This window comes from Protofrankia sp. CiP1_Cm_nod1 (assembly GCF_920888515.1).
GTDB lineage: Bacteria > Actinomycetota > Actinomycetes > Frankiales > Frankiaceae > Protofrankia.
This window is the reverse complement of the sequence record NZ_CAKKTM010000262.1, coordinates 1-15,277: the sequence shown is the minus strand read 5'-3', so window position 1 is coordinate 15,277 and position 15,277 is coordinate 1. Positions and strand designations below refer to the sequence as shown.

10 protein-coding genes and 2 CRISPR repeat arrays are annotated in these 15,277 nt (G+C 67.0%); of the genes, 3 read left to right on the top strand and 7 right to left on the bottom strand.

The annotated features are described in order from the left end of the window. Nucleotides 1-140 precede the first annotated feature (140 nt). Both NBX02_RS12200 and NBX02_RS12195 read right to left on the bottom strand, forming a co-directional pair. Complete coding sequence (locus NBX02_RS12200) at nt 141-1,070, bottom strand: alpha/beta fold hydrolase (protein WP_250291389.1); 930 nt, start codon at nt 1,068-1,070, stop codon at nt 141-143. Nucleotides 1,071-1,769: 699 nt separating this feature from the next. Continuing rightward, entirely contained in the window at nt 1,770-2,765 is a 996-nt protein-coding gene (locus tag NBX02_RS12195; protein ID WP_250291388.1) for an alpha/beta hydrolase, read from the bottom strand. A 202-nt stretch (nt 2,766-2,967) separates the two neighbouring features. Here NBX02_RS12195 and NBX02_RS12190 point away from each other — a divergent pair, with 202 nt between their 5' ends. Then, complete coding sequence (locus NBX02_RS12190) at nt 2,968-3,390, top strand: TetR/AcrR family transcriptional regulator C-terminal domain-containing protein (protein ID WP_250291386.1); 423 nt, start codon at nt 2,968-2,970, stop codon at nt 3,388-3,390. Nucleotides 3,391-3,505: 115 nt separating this feature from the next. Continuing rightward, nucleotides 3,506-4,938: a CRISPR direct-repeat array (repeat unit 36 nt; unit sequence GTCCCCGCGATCTACAAATCCGAGCCGGATTGAAAC). 276 nt (nt 4,939-5,214) lie between these two features. Here the strand turns inward: NBX02_RS12190 and NBX02_RS12185 are convergent. From NBX02_RS12185 to NBX02_RS12165, 5 genes are all read right to left on the bottom strand, one after another. Next, a complete protein-coding gene (locus NBX02_RS12185) occupies nt 5,215-6,270 on the bottom strand; it encodes a ThiF family adenylyltransferase (RefSeq protein ID WP_250291385.1) in 1,056 nt (351 codons plus the stop codon). Then, nucleotides 6,267-6,953 carry a hypothetical protein gene (locus NBX02_RS12180; RefSeq protein WP_250291382.1) on the bottom strand — a complete coding sequence of 229 codons (687 nt, stop codon included), beginning with the start codon at nt 6,951-6,953 and terminating at the stop codon, nt 6,267-6,269. Before NBX02_RS12180 ends, NBX02_RS12185 begins: the two co-directional genes overlap by 4 nt. A gap of 3 nt (nt 6,954-6,956) precedes the next feature. Next, the gene (locus NBX02_RS12175) at nt 6,957-7,367 is read right to left on the bottom strand and encodes an E2/UBC family protein (RefSeq protein WP_250291380.1); all 411 of its coding nucleotides are present in this window, start codon (nt 7,365-7,367) and stop codon (nt 6,957-6,959) included. After that, nucleotides 7,364-7,780, bottom strand: a complete 417-nt coding sequence (locus tag NBX02_RS12170) for a PT domain-containing protein (protein ID WP_250291378.1) — start codon at nt 7,778-7,780, stop codon at nt 7,364-7,366. The genes NBX02_RS12175 and NBX02_RS12170 overlap by 4 nt, the downstream gene beginning before the upstream one ends. An 81-nt stretch (nt 7,781-7,861) precedes the next feature. Continuing rightward, the gene (locus NBX02_RS12165; RefSeq protein WP_250291376.1) at nt 7,862-8,317 is read right to left on the bottom strand and encodes a hypothetical protein; all 456 of its coding nucleotides are present in this window, start codon (nt 8,315-8,317) and stop codon (nt 7,862-7,864) included. A 274-nt stretch (nt 8,318-8,591) separates the two neighbouring features. Further along, a CRISPR array of direct repeats spans nt 8,592-10,637; the repeat unit is 36 nt; unit sequence GTCCCCGCGATCTACAAATCCGAGCCGGATTGAAAC. A 280-nt stretch (nt 10,638-10,917) separates the two neighbouring features. On the opposite strand from NBX02_RS12165, the gene NBX02_RS12160 reads away from it, so the two are divergent. Next, a complete protein-coding gene (locus NBX02_RS12160; protein ID WP_250291374.1) occupies nt 10,918-13,476 on the top strand; it encodes a hypothetical protein in 2,559 nt (852 codons plus the stop codon). A 943-nt stretch (nt 13,477-14,419) separates the two neighbouring features. Next, nucleotides 14,420-14,611: a hypothetical protein gene (locus NBX02_RS12155; protein ID WP_250291372.1), complete on the top strand. Its 192-nt coding sequence runs from the start codon at nt 14,420-14,422 to the stop codon at nt 14,609-14,611. Nucleotides 14,612-15,277 lie beyond the last annotated feature (666 nt).

The window sequence follows — 15,277 nt, the reverse complement described above, 5'->3', positions numbered from 1 at the left end:
CTGGAGCACAGCGGCCGGCGGCCAGCGGCCAGGGGCCAGGGGCCAGGGGGCCAGGGGCCGGCGGGAGCCCGGTGCCCGCCGTGCCCACGCGGTGCGGACGCCCGGGCGCGGGGAACAGGACCAGCCTGGGGAACAGGCTGTCACGCCTGTGCGGGGAGGGCGCCCCTGGTGATCCAGGCGGCGGCCGCGGAGCCGATGACGCCGCTGCTTCTGATCCAGGCGAAGTGGTCGTCGACGGCCACCCCGGAGCCGTCCTCGATGTGCCAGCGGGTGACCTGGGCGGCGCGCATCCTGCCGCACAGGAAGTCGACGTTGGGACGCGGGCCGAGCGGGTCGCCCGCGATCGAGATCACCAGCACCGGCAGGTCGAACGTGCGCAGCGCCTCGTTGTAGTCCCGTTTGCTGCCGCGGGGCTGGTAGCGGCCGTTGCGGATGTGCCGGGCCCAGTCGGTCATCACACCGCCGGCCATCGGCGCGGGGATCACCATGCCGCCCGGCCAGTACCCGCGGATCCGGGACACCAGGCCGATGACCTGCCCCTGCCAGAGCGCGACGAGCCGGCGCCCGCGGGCGAAGGACCGCCAGTAGACGCTGCTGGTCGCGATCACGCAGGCGCCGGCGATCTCCTTCGGCGCCGAAGCCGTGTACAGCAGCGCGAGCTGGCCGCCGAGGCTGTGCCCGAACAGGTACACCGGCGCCTGCGGCAGGCGCGCCCGCAGCGCCGCGAGCACCGCCGGGAGATCCACCTCCAGCAGCTCGCGGTAGCCGAAGCCGGGCTGCTCGCGCAGGCCCGGTGTGCTTTCCCCCTGGGCCCGCAGGTCGCAGGTGGCGGCGGACAGGCCGGCGGTGGACAGCGCCTTCGCCAGCGGCCGGTAGAACTTCGCCTTCATCCCCATGGCCGGCAGGATCAGCACGACCGGGACGGTCGGGTCCTCGTGCTCGAGCAGCCGGATCACGAAGGTCACGTTGTCGCCGGTCGTGACATGAATCGCTTCCGGCGTCACCAGCTCCGGCGGCTGCCCGGCCGGGCTGTCGGTGGCGGCGTTACCATCGGTCCCACGTACGGACATGTAAGCCCCTCATCAGCGTGGAATCGGCCATGGGAAACCGGCCGTCGTGCCGCGGCCGGCCGCCAGTGACGGTCAGCTGCCAGCGACGGTCAGGCTGTGCCGGGATTCCGGTCGGACGAGACGCCGCCATGACCTGTGATCAGGCGCTTCGCCCCGTGCGGGTTCACGTCCTGCACGGTAGGCGACCGCGGTCAGGGGCTACAACCGGACGGGCGGAAACCGACGGCACGATTGCCAGAACCAATGACGCGATTGCCACCACGCACCACCGGCATCCAGCGCGGTTCGGGCCCCATCTCCGGTGAAAACGGCCGCTCACGGCCACTCCAGGAGGCCTGACACCCACGCCACCCAGCCGTAGGCGGAAACCGCTGTCGGGAACGACGGAAGTCATCTACGGCCTCGGCCGGCGCCCGTCGGCTGTCGGTGGAAACCGTTGTCGGAACGACGGTTTCCACCGACGGCCTCAGCCGCCGTAGGTGGAAACCGCTGTTGGGACGACGGAAGTCACCTACACGGTGGGCCGCTCGAAGGAGGAGCGTCCGACGAGCCTGATGGGCGATTTCCGGAATAGGATCATGAGCTGTGAAGACAGGCGGGCATCGCTGTCCGTCGCACCGTTTCTCGGCCGGCCCGGCTGACAGCGGCTCGCCGCCAGTCGGGCCGTTGTCAGTCGGGCCGTTGTCAGCCGGGCCGTGGTCAGTCGGGCCGGCTGTGGTCGGCCGGGTGCAGGGCGCGCAGCAGGGCCTCGCTCTGGACGCGGCGGGACGCGAGGCTGACGGCGGCGTCGGGTACGACGATGTCGAAACCGTGCGTGGCGCCCGGGTAGATGTGCAGCTCCACCGGCACGTCGGCCTGCGCGAGCCGGGTGGCGAACGCCAGCGCCTCGTCCCGGGCAAGCTCGAGATCGCCGAATACCAGGGCGGTCGGCGGCAGCCCGGCGAGGTCCGCGGCGCGGGCCGGCGCGGCGTAGGCCGGCACGTCCGCGGCGTCGGCCAGCGGGCCGAGGTAGCCGCGCCAGCCCCGCTGGGAGCCGGCCCGGTTCCAGGTGCGCGGGTCGGTGATGGCCTGGCTGGAGACCGTGGCGTGCCGGTCGTCGAGCACGGGCGCGTGCAGCAGCAGCAGTGACGGCAGGGGCTCCTGCCGGTCGCGCAGGTACAGCGTCAGCCCGGCCGCGATGGCGGCACCCGAACTGGAGCCGATGATGGCCGACCGGGCCGGGTCGACGCCGATCTCCGCGGCCCCCGTGCCGGCCCTCCCGCCGGCTCCTTCGCCGGTCTCCCCGGCGGGGCCGCCCGTCAGCCAGCTCCACACGGCGTGGGCGTCACGCAGCGCCGCCGGGTAGGGGAACTGCGGGGCCAGCCGGTAGCCGACCGAGACGATCACCGCCCGGGACGCGGCAGCGTACCACGCGCAGTGCGGGTCGAACTGCTCAAGCTCACCCAGCGTGAAACCGCCGCCGTGGACGAAGAGCGCCACCGGCGCATCGGCCTCGGCCTCGGCCTCGGCGGGCCGGTAGACCCGCACCGGCACGTCCCGCGCGTCCGGGCCGTCGGTGATCTTGACGTGCGTGTCGGTCGCCCGGACGCGGTCGGCCGTGGGGTGCAGCCGGCCCAGCCGGGGGCGGCTGGGCGGGTTCACGAGATGGTCGCGCAGCTGCGGGTCGACCCGGTCCTCCAACGGTACGGACGTCACGACGCCTTCCTCACCATGTCGAAACCATGCCGAACTTCACCGCGTCGCGCTTCACCGTGGCGGGCGGCGGGGGAGGGCTCGCCAGCGGCGGGGCTTCGGCGGTGGAGCGTAACTTTGACGCAGTGGACGCTACATTGAACGGTCGGGTTCATTCGGCACCCTGCCCGACGACGGCGCTGATCTCGCCGGTGACCTCTCCCGGGTGGCCCGCGAGGTCATCGACTGCCAGCTCACCGGGGAGGGCTGGATTCTTCAGCGGCTGATGTACGCCGAGGCCGGCCGGTTCCCCGACCTCTTCGACGAAGCGTTCGCGCACGGAGGGTCACGGGTGCGCGGCGCCCTCGCCGGCCGCCTCGCCCGCCTGCCCAACCGCGGCCACCTCGACGTCGACGGGCCCGACACCGCCGCCGCGCGCTTCCTCGCCCTCGTCTCGGGAGACCTCCCCGAACTCTCCGCGCTCGGCACCAGCGAGGTCACCGACGCCGAGCTGCGTACGGCCATCGCCGCCGACGTCAACACCTTCCTACGCGCCTTCGCTCCTGCCCGCCATCTAGATCATCCACCACAACCTCCGACACGCCGACAAACCCGGGAGGTTGTGGTAAGAGATCGACATGTATCCTGACCTGCAACGATACAGAATTTTTAGATCATCTCACCATGATCCAAAAGATCTTCAAAAGGAGGTTGTGGTTGGATCTTGCAAACCCCCAGCTCAGACGGGGTACAATTCGGACAGCGTCCCCGCGATCTACAAATCCGAGCCGGATTGAAACACCTCGCCTCCCTCGCTGTGGTGGCGAGTCACGTCCCCGCGATCTACAAATCCGAGCCGGATTGAAACCTGGGACCGTAGTCCACGCCGGGGATGTCCGAGTCCCCGCGATCTACAAATCCGAGCCGGATTGAAACCTTGCGGCGTGCCATGACCGTTGTTGATGTACGGTCCCCGCGATCTACAAATCCGAGCCGGATTGAAACTCAGCGCTAGCTATGGTCTTAACGATAATGGACATGTCCCCGCGATCTACAAATCCGAGCCGGATTGAAACCAGACGATGGGGAGAACCCTCTGGCAAAGAAGACGTCCCCGCGATCTACAAATCCGAGCCGGATTGAAACCCTTCGGCCCGGTTGGCCGCCCTCACCAAGGTGAGGTCCCCGCGATCTACAAATCCGAGCCGGATTGAAACGCGACCGCTCCCGCCGCATCGAGTGCAATCTAGTCCCCGCGATCTACAAATCCGAGCCGGATTGAAACCGGCCGATACTTCACCTCGAGGGCGACGTAGCGGCTCGTCCCCGCGATCTACAAATCCGAGCCGGATTGAAACCATTGACGTTGAGCACCGGGCCGTTGTCGTCGAGGTCCCCGCGATCTACAAATCCGAGCCGGATTGAAACCTGAGCCTCGGCGGCTTCAAGGGCGGCACCGCATCGTCCCCGCGATCTACAAATCCGAGCCGGATTGAAACCACCACCCTGAAATCTCAGGAGCTGAACACGTTGGGGTCCCCGCGATCTACAAATCCGAGCCGGATTGAAACCCGAGACCACCGAACCGTACGACGGTAAACGCCGGTCCCCGCGATCTACAAATCCGAGCCGGATTGAAACGAAAGCGCGACAGGTCGCCCAAATCCCGGAACCGTCCCCGCGATCTACAAATCCGAGCCGGATTGAAACCTCAGTGGCTAGGTACACCACCGACTTTCTAGGGGTCCCCGCGATCTACAAATCCGAGCCGGATTGAAACTAGCTGGGCCACACCGACGGTATCGTCGGCATAGTCCCCGCGATCTACAAATCCGAGCCGGATTGAAACCTTGCGGACGCGCACCCGGCTGGGGCGGGGGCTCGTCCCCGCGATCTACAAATCCGAGCCGGATTGAAACTCCACTCCGCTCGCCGCGGCGACTTCCGTGAGTCGTCCCCGCGATCTACAAATCCGAGCCGGATTGAAACTCCACTCCGCTCGCCGCGGCGACTTCCGTGAGTCGTCCCCGCGATCTACAAATCCGAGCCGGATTGAAACCATGTCCTGTGAGAGCTTCTGCAGTACTTCTGGTCCCCGCGATCTATAAATCCGAGCCGGATTGAAACCTGTCGGCCTCCGTCTCGGGGTTGGGCGTGAACAGTTTCCGTGATCTACAAATCCGAGTCGGATTGAAACCTGCGACCACGCACGATGCACATGCCTAACGTTGCGTGCCTGTGATCTTACTGATTCGGGTCGGATTGAAACGGGATGTGGCCGATTCCGAAGATTGTCGACGGGAGGGTGGGCGCGATCCGGAAAGTCTGGGTCGGGGCTCCTCCGTGAACGGCCTGGGTGGTGGTGGAGCCGCTGTTCTCCGTGGTAGGGCTGTTGTGGGGTGATGAGTTGGATGGTGTGGTTGTCGGCGACGGCATTGTGGGGTTCGGGGGGTGGAAGCCGGGGCGCTCGGGACTACAGGCCTTTCCCGTGGGCCGGTCGCCGGTTCATGGTTGGCGGTGGTGTGGCACGGCCGTCCCGGCTCGGTGGTGGGCCGCCGGCGTCGCCCAGCCCGCGGATGCCGTCGGGACCGCAGACGGGGCAGGACGGGTCGACGTCGGCGGACAGGTGCGTCAACCGCGGGCGGACGAGGTCGAGCAGGATCTGTTCAGCGGCGCCCTTCCAGGAGGTGAGGCTGTTGACAAGCTCCCCGAGGGCGAGCGCGACGACAGCCTGGTTGAGGAACAGCACGCTCGCCGCCGGGTCGGCCGCTGACACCGGGTCGGCTGGTGATCCCGCTGATTCCCCTGATGCGGATGCCGGGCGGACGGTCCGGCCGGGCCGGGCAGCCCGGTCGGTGTTGTCGTAACCGGCGGCGCGGCGGGCGGCGCGGACGGACGGGTCCTGCTCGCGGGCGGCCAGCGTCGGGTCGTAGCCGTCCTGGCAGCGCAGGCACGGCCCGTCCGGTCGGATGACGGCGACCCGGCCGCCGGCTTCCAGGGTGCCTTCGCCTTCGGGCCCGCCGCGGCTGAGTTCCACGCCGATGTCGAGGTAGAGCCGTCCGTACTGGACGGCGAGCCGGTTGATCGCCCATCGCGGCGCGTGGCTGTCGACGGCGCCGATCAGGACGTCGGTGTGGCTGAGCGCGTGCCAGACGGCCGGGTCGAGGACACTGCCGCGGATCGTCGTCACGGGAAGGCCGGGGCTGATCGTCCGTGCCAGGCGGGCGGCCACGTCCACCTTGGGGGTGGCCTGCCGGGCGTCCGCGGGAGTGGCGCCGACGAGCCGGGCCAGGCTGGAGGTCTCCACCTGGTCCGGGTCCACGAGCAGGAGGGCTCCGGCACCGAGGTGGGCCAGGCCCTGGACGACGAGGGATCCGGCCCCGCCCACCCCGACGACACCCACGGTCAGCCGGCCGAGCCGGTGCTGCGTGCCGGAGCCGAACGCCCTGATCTGCCGGTCGTAACGATCACAGCGGTCGTCCTGGCCGTGCCGATCATGCTGGGTGGGGGCGGGGCGCGGCCGGGTCATGGCCGGGCTCCCGCGCTTGCGCCGCGGTGGGGAAGCGGCTGGTCCGCGGCGGTGTCCGCGGCGACGGGTGGTTCGCCGGGGAGCGCTCCCGCGCCGGGCGCGTCCGCGGCCGTGGGCGCAACGGCCGGCGCGGCGGATGGCGGGACGGAGGGAAAGTCCAGCGGCGCGAGACGGCCGGTGTCAGGGTCGAACCACAGGCCGTCGACACCGGTGTGGGTGAGCAGGAGGGACGCGGCGGCCACCGGCGGCCGGGCGGGGATCGTGGCGTGGAACTCCCGGTGGGTTTCCAGCGCGTTGGCACGGTCGACGCCGGAGAAGATCGCGGGCGCGGACAGGCCCGGATGGCTGTGCGCGTCGACGAGGGACAGCGCATGCTCGTAGCAGGTGCGCAGGACAGCCCGGCTGACGTCGGCGGCGACCTCGACACGGGTCGGGGTCCGCACGGCCAGCGCGGCATCGGGCAGCAGCAGGGCATGGCGTATCCGGATGGTGACGACACGGCGTCCCGGTCGATCGCCGTGTATCTCCGCCCGGCCGAGCAGGTAGGCGAACCGTTCGAGGTTGCTGCCGAGCAGGTGGGCGGACAGTCCCGTCCAGATGACGTCGGGGACGATCAGACGGCACTGCCGTTTCTCCCACGTCCGGTTCCCGGCTGCCGGTCCTGCCGGTGCTGTTGGTCTCATCGGTCAGTCCGCCGTGCCGAGGTAGGTGCGGATGGCCTCGACGAAGGTGAACAGTGAGTCGAGCCCGGGATTCCACCGCCGGTACGGATCCTCCAGGCAATACCAGACGTAGCCCAGGTCGGCGTAGGGGTTGTTGTAGTCGCGGTAATAGTGGCCCGGGGCGACGAGGCCGCCGCTGCCGCCGTCAGCGTCGCGCCGTCGCAGGCGGGAACCGAGGAAGAAGCCGTCCGGGGCGCACTCGGGATAGGTGACCGGCACGACGACGAGCACGGTGGTGCGGGCCGGCTCCCATCCGGCCGGCAGCCGGAATTCGGGGATGAGAATCCACGAGTCGTCGTCGGCGATGCGAAGCCCCCGGTAGGCCCCGGCGAGCTGGGCGGCTTCGAGCCGGATACGGCGGTTCCGCGGGCTCATCGCGACAGGCCGCGGACGTCGTGGGTGACGTGGGTGACGTGGGTGACGTGGACACCGTCGGCCGGTTCACCGGCCGGCCTGTCGGCCGTTTCGCCGGCCGTTTCGCCGGTTGGTTCGCCGGCCGTTTCGCCGGTTGGTTCGTCGACTGGTTCGCCGGCCGGTTTGTCGAGCGGCCCGGTGGCTGCCGGACGGGCCCCGGGCATCGCCTTGGAGTGCCGGGCGTGGTGGGCGAAGACGTCACCATCCGCGACGCGGACCCGATGGTCGTCACTGATGATGGTGTTCCGGTCGGTCTCCTGCCGGACGAGCACCCGGTCGTCGCCGACGCCCGCGGCTGCCTTGATGTCGGCGCCGGTCATCTCGTCGGCGATGACGGGGACGTCGATGCCGTTGATACGGATGGTGCGGGCCATCGCCACCTCCTCGTGTGGTTTCCACGAGGTGCAGACGGACGGGGGAGGGCGGCGTTGGTTCCCCCGGTCGCGGACGGAGGTTCACCACGGTGTCGCCACGGTCGCGATCCGGTCGAGCAGGACGGCGGCGCGTTCCAGGCCGAGGCCGGCCGGCCCGCCGGGAGCGGCCGCCACCAGAACGGCGCCGAGAACGATCAGCAGAACTGCCGTCCGCCGGACCAGCGCGCGGATACGGCGGCGGGAGCGCGCCCGGCGCCGTATCCGCGCCCGCTGACGCGGGAACGGCCGTCGTCGCCGCCGGCCGGCCTGCCGTTGCCGTGCACGTTGCCGTTGCCGTTGCCGTGATGACGAACGCCGCCGACGACGGCGGACGGCCGCTGGGCCGATCGGGAGACGGGCCGGTGCCGCTCCGGGCATGGTGGTATCCGGGAAGGGGGCGGCGGTGGGATCATGGAAGTCGTCCGTGTCGGCCGTAGAGGTGGGTTCGGGGACGGCCACGCCACGGCCGTCGAAGCGAAGTCGAGGAGGTGTCACCATCGGCGTGCGCTCCAGTGGCCTGTCCGGATCGGGTACCGGAGGGTCCCCGGCACCCGATCCGGACGGACAGACACGCACCCCAGGGAGATCATCTACCACAACCTCCGACACGCCGACGAACCCGGGAGGTTGTGGTGAGAGATCGACATGCATCCTGACCTGCAACGACGCAGAATTTTTAGATCATCTCATCATGATCCAAAAGATCTTCAAAAGGAGGTTGTGGTTGGATCTTGCAAACCCCCAGCTCAGACGGGGTACAATTCGGACAGCGGTCCCCGCGATCTACAAATCCGAGCCGGATTGAAACTCGACGAGGTTTAGCTGGACTTCTCGTACCCTGGTCCCCGCGATCTACAAATCCGAGCCGGATTGAAACCCCGGTCATAAGACCTGCCACCGGCGATCACCGGTCCCCGCGATCTACAAATCCGAGCCGGATTGAAACCCCTGAACTACGTCCACGACATAGGGGCCCAGCGGTCCCTGCGATCTACAAATCCGAGCCGGATTGAAACTTGGTGTGCCCCGGCCACGTCAGGCCGATGGCGGTCCCCGCGATCTACAAATCCGAGCCGGATTGAAACCCGTCCCCTTGTCGCCGTCTGTCGGCGCACCCAGTCCCCGCGATCTACAAATCCGAGCCGGATTGAAACGATCAGGCGGTGCGACGAGGTGGACATATACGGTCCCCGCGATCTACAAATCCGAGCCGGATTGAAACCACCACCGAAGAAAGCAGCCTGCTCTTCGTCATAGGGGTCCCCGCGATCTACAAATCCGAGCCGGATTGAAACCCCTGGCGACCCGGGGGCGTCGCAGTAACTCTCGTAGTCCCCGCGATCTACAAATCCGAGCCGGATTGAAACGATTACTGCAGCGATAGCCGCAGTCAACGCCGGTCCCCGCGATCTACAAATCCGAGCCGGATTGAAACAACGGGGCGACGGCCGCCACCCCGTTCCGGCAGGTCCCCGCGATCTACAAATCCGAGCCGGATTGAAACACCCAGTGGATGAGGTGGTTCGTCGAACCCGTCCCCGCGATCTACAAATCCGAGCCGGATTGAAACATCCTTGAGCAGAGCCGCAGCTCCGTCTTTCGACAGTCCCCGCGATCTACAAATCCGAGCCGGATTGAAACCACCGATCTATTCTATGCGGCCGATATGCGGCGGTCCCCGCGATCTACAAATCCGAGCCGGATTGAAACCCCATCCGGCCCACCCCCCCAAAGCCGTCCCAAGTCCCCGCGATCTACAAATCCGAGCCGGATTGAAACTACGGTGTTGTGACACTTCTGTTCACTACTCCGGTCCCCGCGATCTACAAATCCGAGCCGGATTGAAACGGTCGTCCCGGTGAAGACGATGCTGCGGACAAGCGGTCCCCGCGATCTACAAATCCGAGCCGGATTGAAACCTGCTCATCACAGCACCTCCCTTCTTGTGCAGGTCCCCGCGATCTACAAATCCGAGCCGGATTGAAACTCCCCCGACGACTGCGGGGTGGTCGGGTCGGCGGGTCCCCGCGATCTACAAATCCGAGCCGGATTGAAACTTAGGTACATTATCTCCCTTTCCAGGGCGTGCACCGGTCCCCGCGATCTACAAATCCGAGCCGGATTGAAACTGGTGAAGCCGAAGTACGCGAGGGTATCCGATGTCCCCGCGATCTACAAATCCGAGCCGGATTGAAACAGCCATCTCTGGCTCCTTTCCGCCCCCCTTCGGGGTCCCCGCGATCTACAAATCCGAGCCGGATTGAAACGAGCATCTGGCGGTACAGGTCGTTCACGCTTAGGTCCCCGCGATCTACAAATCCGAGCCGGATTGAAACGAGTTCCCGCATGCCCGAAAGCCACGCGAAGAGTCCCCGCGATCTACAAATCCGAGCCGGATTGAAACTCTGGATGTCCTGATAGGAGAGGGGGTAGGGGGTCCCCGCGATCTACAAATCCGAGCCGGATTGAAACACGTGGAGGCTGCCTGTCTGACCTTGCGTATCGTCCCCGCGATCTACAAATCCGAGCCGGATTGAAACGGGCGGGGTCGGGGGCGTAGATGGCTAGGATCGTCCCCGCGATCTACAAATCCGAGCCGGATTGAAACCCAGGCTCACTGGCGGCCTCCGGCTCATCTGGCAGTCCCCGCGATCTACAAATCCGAGCCGGATTGAAACACGGGCTCGTCGGGATACACGACCACCGTGTCGCGTCCCCGCGATCTACAAATCCGAGCCGGATTGAAACCGGCGACTCCGCTGGCAACGACCAGGGTTGTGAGGTCCCCGCGATCTACAAATCCGAGCCGGATTGAAACATGATGCCCATCCTTGGACTTCTCCTAGTCTGGTGTCCCTGCGATCTACAAAATCCGAGTCGGATTGAAACCCGTCGGTGAAGACGCCGAGTGCGATCAGGTCGTCGAATGGTTCCCGTGATCTGTAAATCCGGGTCGGATTGGATCATGGTCTCGTTGACAGCCACCCGGTACTCGTAGGGGCGCCAGTGAGCTACCTGGTCGGTTGTGGGTGGGTGGGCTGCTGGTGTGTCGGGGGTGGCGGGTACCCTCGTGGTCGGTTTCTACGGGGGTGGTCGTGATGCGGGTGTTCGTTCACGTTCTCGGGGCGTCCGATCTGGGGGTGGACAGTCAGGCACGGTTGCGTTCCGGGGGCGATGGTGGGTCCGCCGGGCCCGGCCTGCCCGAGAAGGTTGCCGGGCTCCTGGCCGCTGTTGATGCCGGGGACGAGGAGACTGTTCGTCGTTCGCTGACGACGCCGGTTGTGGATCCCCAGCGGCGGTGGGAGAAGGTGCCGTTGGAGATCCTGCTTGACCTGTGGGTGCAGGGTGACCGGCTGCTACTGGTCGCGACCGGGAAGGGGGCCCGGGCCACCGCCGGGCTGGCCGAGGCGATCGAGCGGGCGCTCGGTCTGGTGCCCGACGCCTACGGTCCTGTCCTCGACCCGAAGCTCGATGTCGAGCGGGTTGTTGTCGCCGAGTGGCCGACACTGCCGGTCGGGCGCCGGGTCCTGCGGGAGTGGCTCGGGGCCCACCGTGAGGTGGGCGGGATCGTCACCGGTATCGGCACTGGTCCCACCGGGCTGACGATCGGGTGCCTGATGGCCGCGCTCGCGGACGGCCGCCCGGTCGACGTCCGGCCGATCCAGGAACCCGCCCACGGCAAGCTGGTCGACCTGCGCGTCGAGGACGACCCGGCGCCGTGGCTGGCGCGGCGGCGGATGTTCGGCGCGCTCGCCGCCCATGTCGGCGACGACCATCCGCGGACCCGTGACCTGCTGCGCATGCTGGATGCCCGGCAGCGCCTCGACGTCGAGAACTTCACGAAACTCGCGTCCCGGTGCGGGATCGACACCAACGGCGAGCTGGCTGTCACGGATCCGGCGGCCCTGGAGAACGCCTTCTTCGACCGGCTCGCCCGCCGTGAGGTACAGGCGGTGATGCTCGGCCGGGCGTGGCTGCTCAGCGGATACAACTCGTTACGAGAAGCCGGTGACCCGGTCATCAACAACGAGGGCAGACGCGGCCCCGGGAAGACGGAGACGCTGGGGCCGTTCATCGAACGGGTCAGCGGCCGCGGCCACCTGAGCAAGGCCGGGGCATTCCTCACCGGTCGAAGATGGATCAACAACTTCGCCGGCGACAAGCATCACGGACTGCGGATCCCGAACCGCGGCTACCTTGTCAGAGCGGCCGGGTCGGCACGCCACGCGGACGACCGTGACCCCCGCCGGGCCGGGGCGCTGTTCACGCGGATGCCTGGTCTGCCCAGCGTGCCCGACCTGTTCCGCTGGTCCTCGGCCGCGTCCGGTGAGGTGCTTGTGGCCTACAGCGTCGGTCTGCAGGAGGAGCGTGACGGCCGGCGTCCGTTCGCCGATGCCGTGTGCGACGCGGACACGTTGCGCTCCCTGACGGATCTCATCGACCCGCGGCCCCGGGACACCGCCCCCGGGCAGCCGAGGGACGAAGGACGGTTTCAGGCGACGCTCCGGTTCCGGCTCGTCGCGAGCGATCAGACGCTCGAACGGGCCCGTGGATCGGCGGCCCACATCCAGGCCAGGCTCGACGCGGCCAGGCTCGACGCGGCCAGGCTCGACGCGGCCAGGCTCGACGCGGCCAGGCTCGACGCGGCCAGGCTCGACGCGGCCAGGCTCGACGCGGCCAGGCCTGCCACGGCGGAGCCGCCGGGCGACCCCGGTGCGCTGGAACCGATCGTGGTACCGACGGATATCGACGGGGTCCGCAGGACCGTCGCGTCGTCGCTGCTCGCCGTGCCGGGGGTGGCTGACGTGGAGGCGGTTGTCGTGCTGGCCGGCCCCGGCATGAACGCGATGAACGCCGGTCTGCTGCTCGCGGGCACCGACGTCGCGACCGCGCTGGGCTGCCCGGTCCATGTCGGCGCCATGGTCGAGGCCGACGGCGGCGGGACGCGGGTCGAGATCGACAGGGACCAGGTGGCCGCGCTGCCCGGTTACCCGGACGTGCTCGCCCGGGTAGCGCTGGAGCATCTGGCGAGCCTGGAACTCGCCGCCGCCGCGGACACGCTGCGCCGGGGCGGTCAGCGGCTCGCACCTCTCGCGGCACGGGCGGAGAGGATCCGGGACGCCTTCATCGGCGACTTCCCCGGTCCCGTCGCCGTGAGGCGGGCGGAGGTGGCCCGGCGCATCGAGCTGATCAAAGTTCTGACCGGGAAACACACCGACGATGGGCACCGGGACGGCGCGAGGAGGCACACCGGCGCGCCGCCGGCCCGCCGTACCCTCGTCGACGACTGGCACGCGCTGCATCTGGCGATGACGGTCGCCGACCGGCTGCTCGGCCCAGGCTGGTACACGCCCGATCTCCCGATCAGCCGGTTCGCCTACCAGATCCGCTCGGACGCGGTCACCACACACGGCACGGAACTGCAGACCTTCGCGGCGGCGCTGAACTCGCATCAGAACCGGGTGCGCCACTGGAACCCGGTTCACCGGATCAGAATCCGCACCTGCGGCGACCTGCTGTCCGCCGTCCAGCGCGAACTCGACGGCGAGCCTGCTCCGGCCCGCGACTCGCTGCGCGAGGATCACCAGCGACTGACCGACCAGCTCCGCTCCTGGGCCGAGGTCGACACCAGGGAACTGGACGAACCATCGCCGTAGGCCGGACATCGGCCGGCGACAGCCAGGTGCCCGCCGGATGCGCCTGCCCGAAGCGGTAATCCCATGATCATGTGGTCGTTGGGTGGGTGGCGCGGGTGATGGCTATGGGTGTGTTCGGCCGGGTGTACACTGACGACTGCTCGGTGTTGTGGAATAAGTCGACTGGTGTCACAGGTTCCGATCAGATGATCGTACAGTAGTTGATGCTTGTTCCGATTCGGATTGAAACATTGATGTTCAGTAGAGAAAAGCTTGGGTTGGTATTTTTCATCCCGCGTGTTAGCGAGAGTAGGGTCGTCGGTATATTTACCGTACGGCCCTATTTTTTCTGGTTAGACGTCGATAGAAACGGAGTGTAGGTGCGTGTAACTTAATGTAATTATTCATTTTGAACCAATTTCACGTTATTGGCTAAACCCAAGCTTTACTCTACTAAACATTCGGCTTTATGCAATCTAAGGCAGGGGTTTTTGCATGTCATTTTTTTCCACGGGGTCGAGTGATTTTCCTCCCCCGGATTCTGACGGCCCTTTTTATCATTTTCTAGTCGCGATATTTCAGGTGGCACTTCCACTGGCGCGTCCGCCGGCTCGTATCTTGCGTCGCATTTTTCTGTGGATCGCGGCAAAATTGCAGAAGAAGCTTCGCGTTGTAGTCGCTGCTTTTCGTGCTTCGTCTCGTGATCGGGAAATGCGTTCGTTCGAAATTTCGCCAAGCGTTCCGCGGGATGACGCCGGCGACATCGTCGACGCTTATTCATATCCCATGATCAGTGTTACCTCCAGGGTGAGCGCGACTAACAGATAGATGCCATCGATCAGTCGCTATCCGTAATCGGTGGGGTCTGTCGGGCGCGGATCGCTCAGCTGCCACATCCGGTGAGTGGCTGTGCCGGTCGCCATGCCCGTCGTGCCAGGGGACCCCGTCCACCGGCACGACGGGCATGGCTGCTCATCACGAGATGGTCGCCGTGTTCGAGGAGTCCGCGCTGACGGCGGTAAAGCTGAACAGCCTTACCGCCGTCAGCGCCAGGTCGTGCGCCGACCACAACACCTTCAGCCCGTGCCGTCCCGGCGCCGTCGTGACCTTCCGCCGGCGCCGGAACGAGGACACCCAGGACGTTCGACTCGAGTAGGGCCGTGCGCCGCTCCTCCGTCAGGTCGAACACCAGTGTTGGCCGACCCGGTCGTGGAGCGTGCAGGAGCGACGTGTAGGGATCGAGATCGGCGACGACGAACGCGGTGAAGGCACGACCTCGCGGAGCAGAGCGGAAGTGTAGTTGATGAGGATGTCGACGAGGTCGAGGTCAGGGCGCTCATGTCGCTGAAAGCCGAGTTCGTCGGGAAGTAGGAGGTGGATACTCCCGTTTTGAGCGGTGCGACGTGTAGGTGGCTTCCGTCATCCCGACAGCGGTTTTCACCTACGGCAGCCGAGGCTGTAGGTGGTTATCGTCGTTTTGGCAGCGGTTTTCACCTACGGCCGTCGGTGTCGGCCGAGGCTGTATGTGGTTTCGCCTATGGCTGGGCGGTTCGTGCGCCTGATGCTCATGACCAGCGGGGGATTGGCGATTCTTCGGCAGGGCCATCCGAATCCAGGCCCGTCGCGACCGTCATGGCGCGCCGTAGCCGTGGTCATGTCAGGCTGGTGGACAGAATGCGGTCTGTCTGAGAAGCAGCGCGGCAGAGCACTGCGTTCAGGCATTTTCCCAGCTCACAGCCCTACGCTGAGGATTGCCTATGGCGATCGCCCGTGTGCCCGGCGTCGCGGTGGCGTTCGGCCTCGGCCAGCGCGTCGAGCCAGG

Bases quoted from the DNA above. Each gene is read 5' to 3' on its own strand.
- NBX02_RS12200 (WP_250291389.1), bottom strand. From the start codon at position 1,070: ATGTCCGTACGTGGGACCGATGGTAACGCCGCCACCGACAGCCCGGCC.
- NBX02_RS12185 (WP_250291385.1), bottom strand. From the start codon at position 6,270: ATGACCCGGCCGCGCCCCGCCCCCACCCAGCATGATCGGCACGGCCAG.
- NBX02_RS12180 (WP_250291382.1), bottom strand. From the start codon at position 6,953: ATGAGACCAACAGCACCGGCAGGACCGGCAGCCGGGAACCGGACGTGG.
- NBX02_RS12175 (WP_250291380.1), bottom strand. From the start codon at position 7,367: ATGAGCCCGCGGAACCGCCGTATCCGGCTCGAAGCCGCCCAGCTCGCC.
- NBX02_RS12170 (WP_250291378.1), bottom strand. From the start codon at position 7,780: ATGGCCCGCACCATCCGTATCAACGGCATCGACGTCCCCGTCATCGCC.
- NBX02_RS12165 (WP_250291376.1), bottom strand. From the start codon at position 8,317: ATGGTGACACCTCCTCGACTTCGCTTCGACGGCCGTGGCGTGGCCGTC.
- NBX02_RS12160 (WP_250291374.1), top strand. From the start codon at position 10,918: ATGCGGGTGTTCGTTCACGTTCTCGGGGCGTCCGATCTGGGGGTGGAC.
- NBX02_RS12155 (WP_250291372.1), top strand. From the start codon at position 14,420: ATGGCTGCTCATCACGAGATGGTCGCCGTGTTCGAGGAGTCCGCGCTG.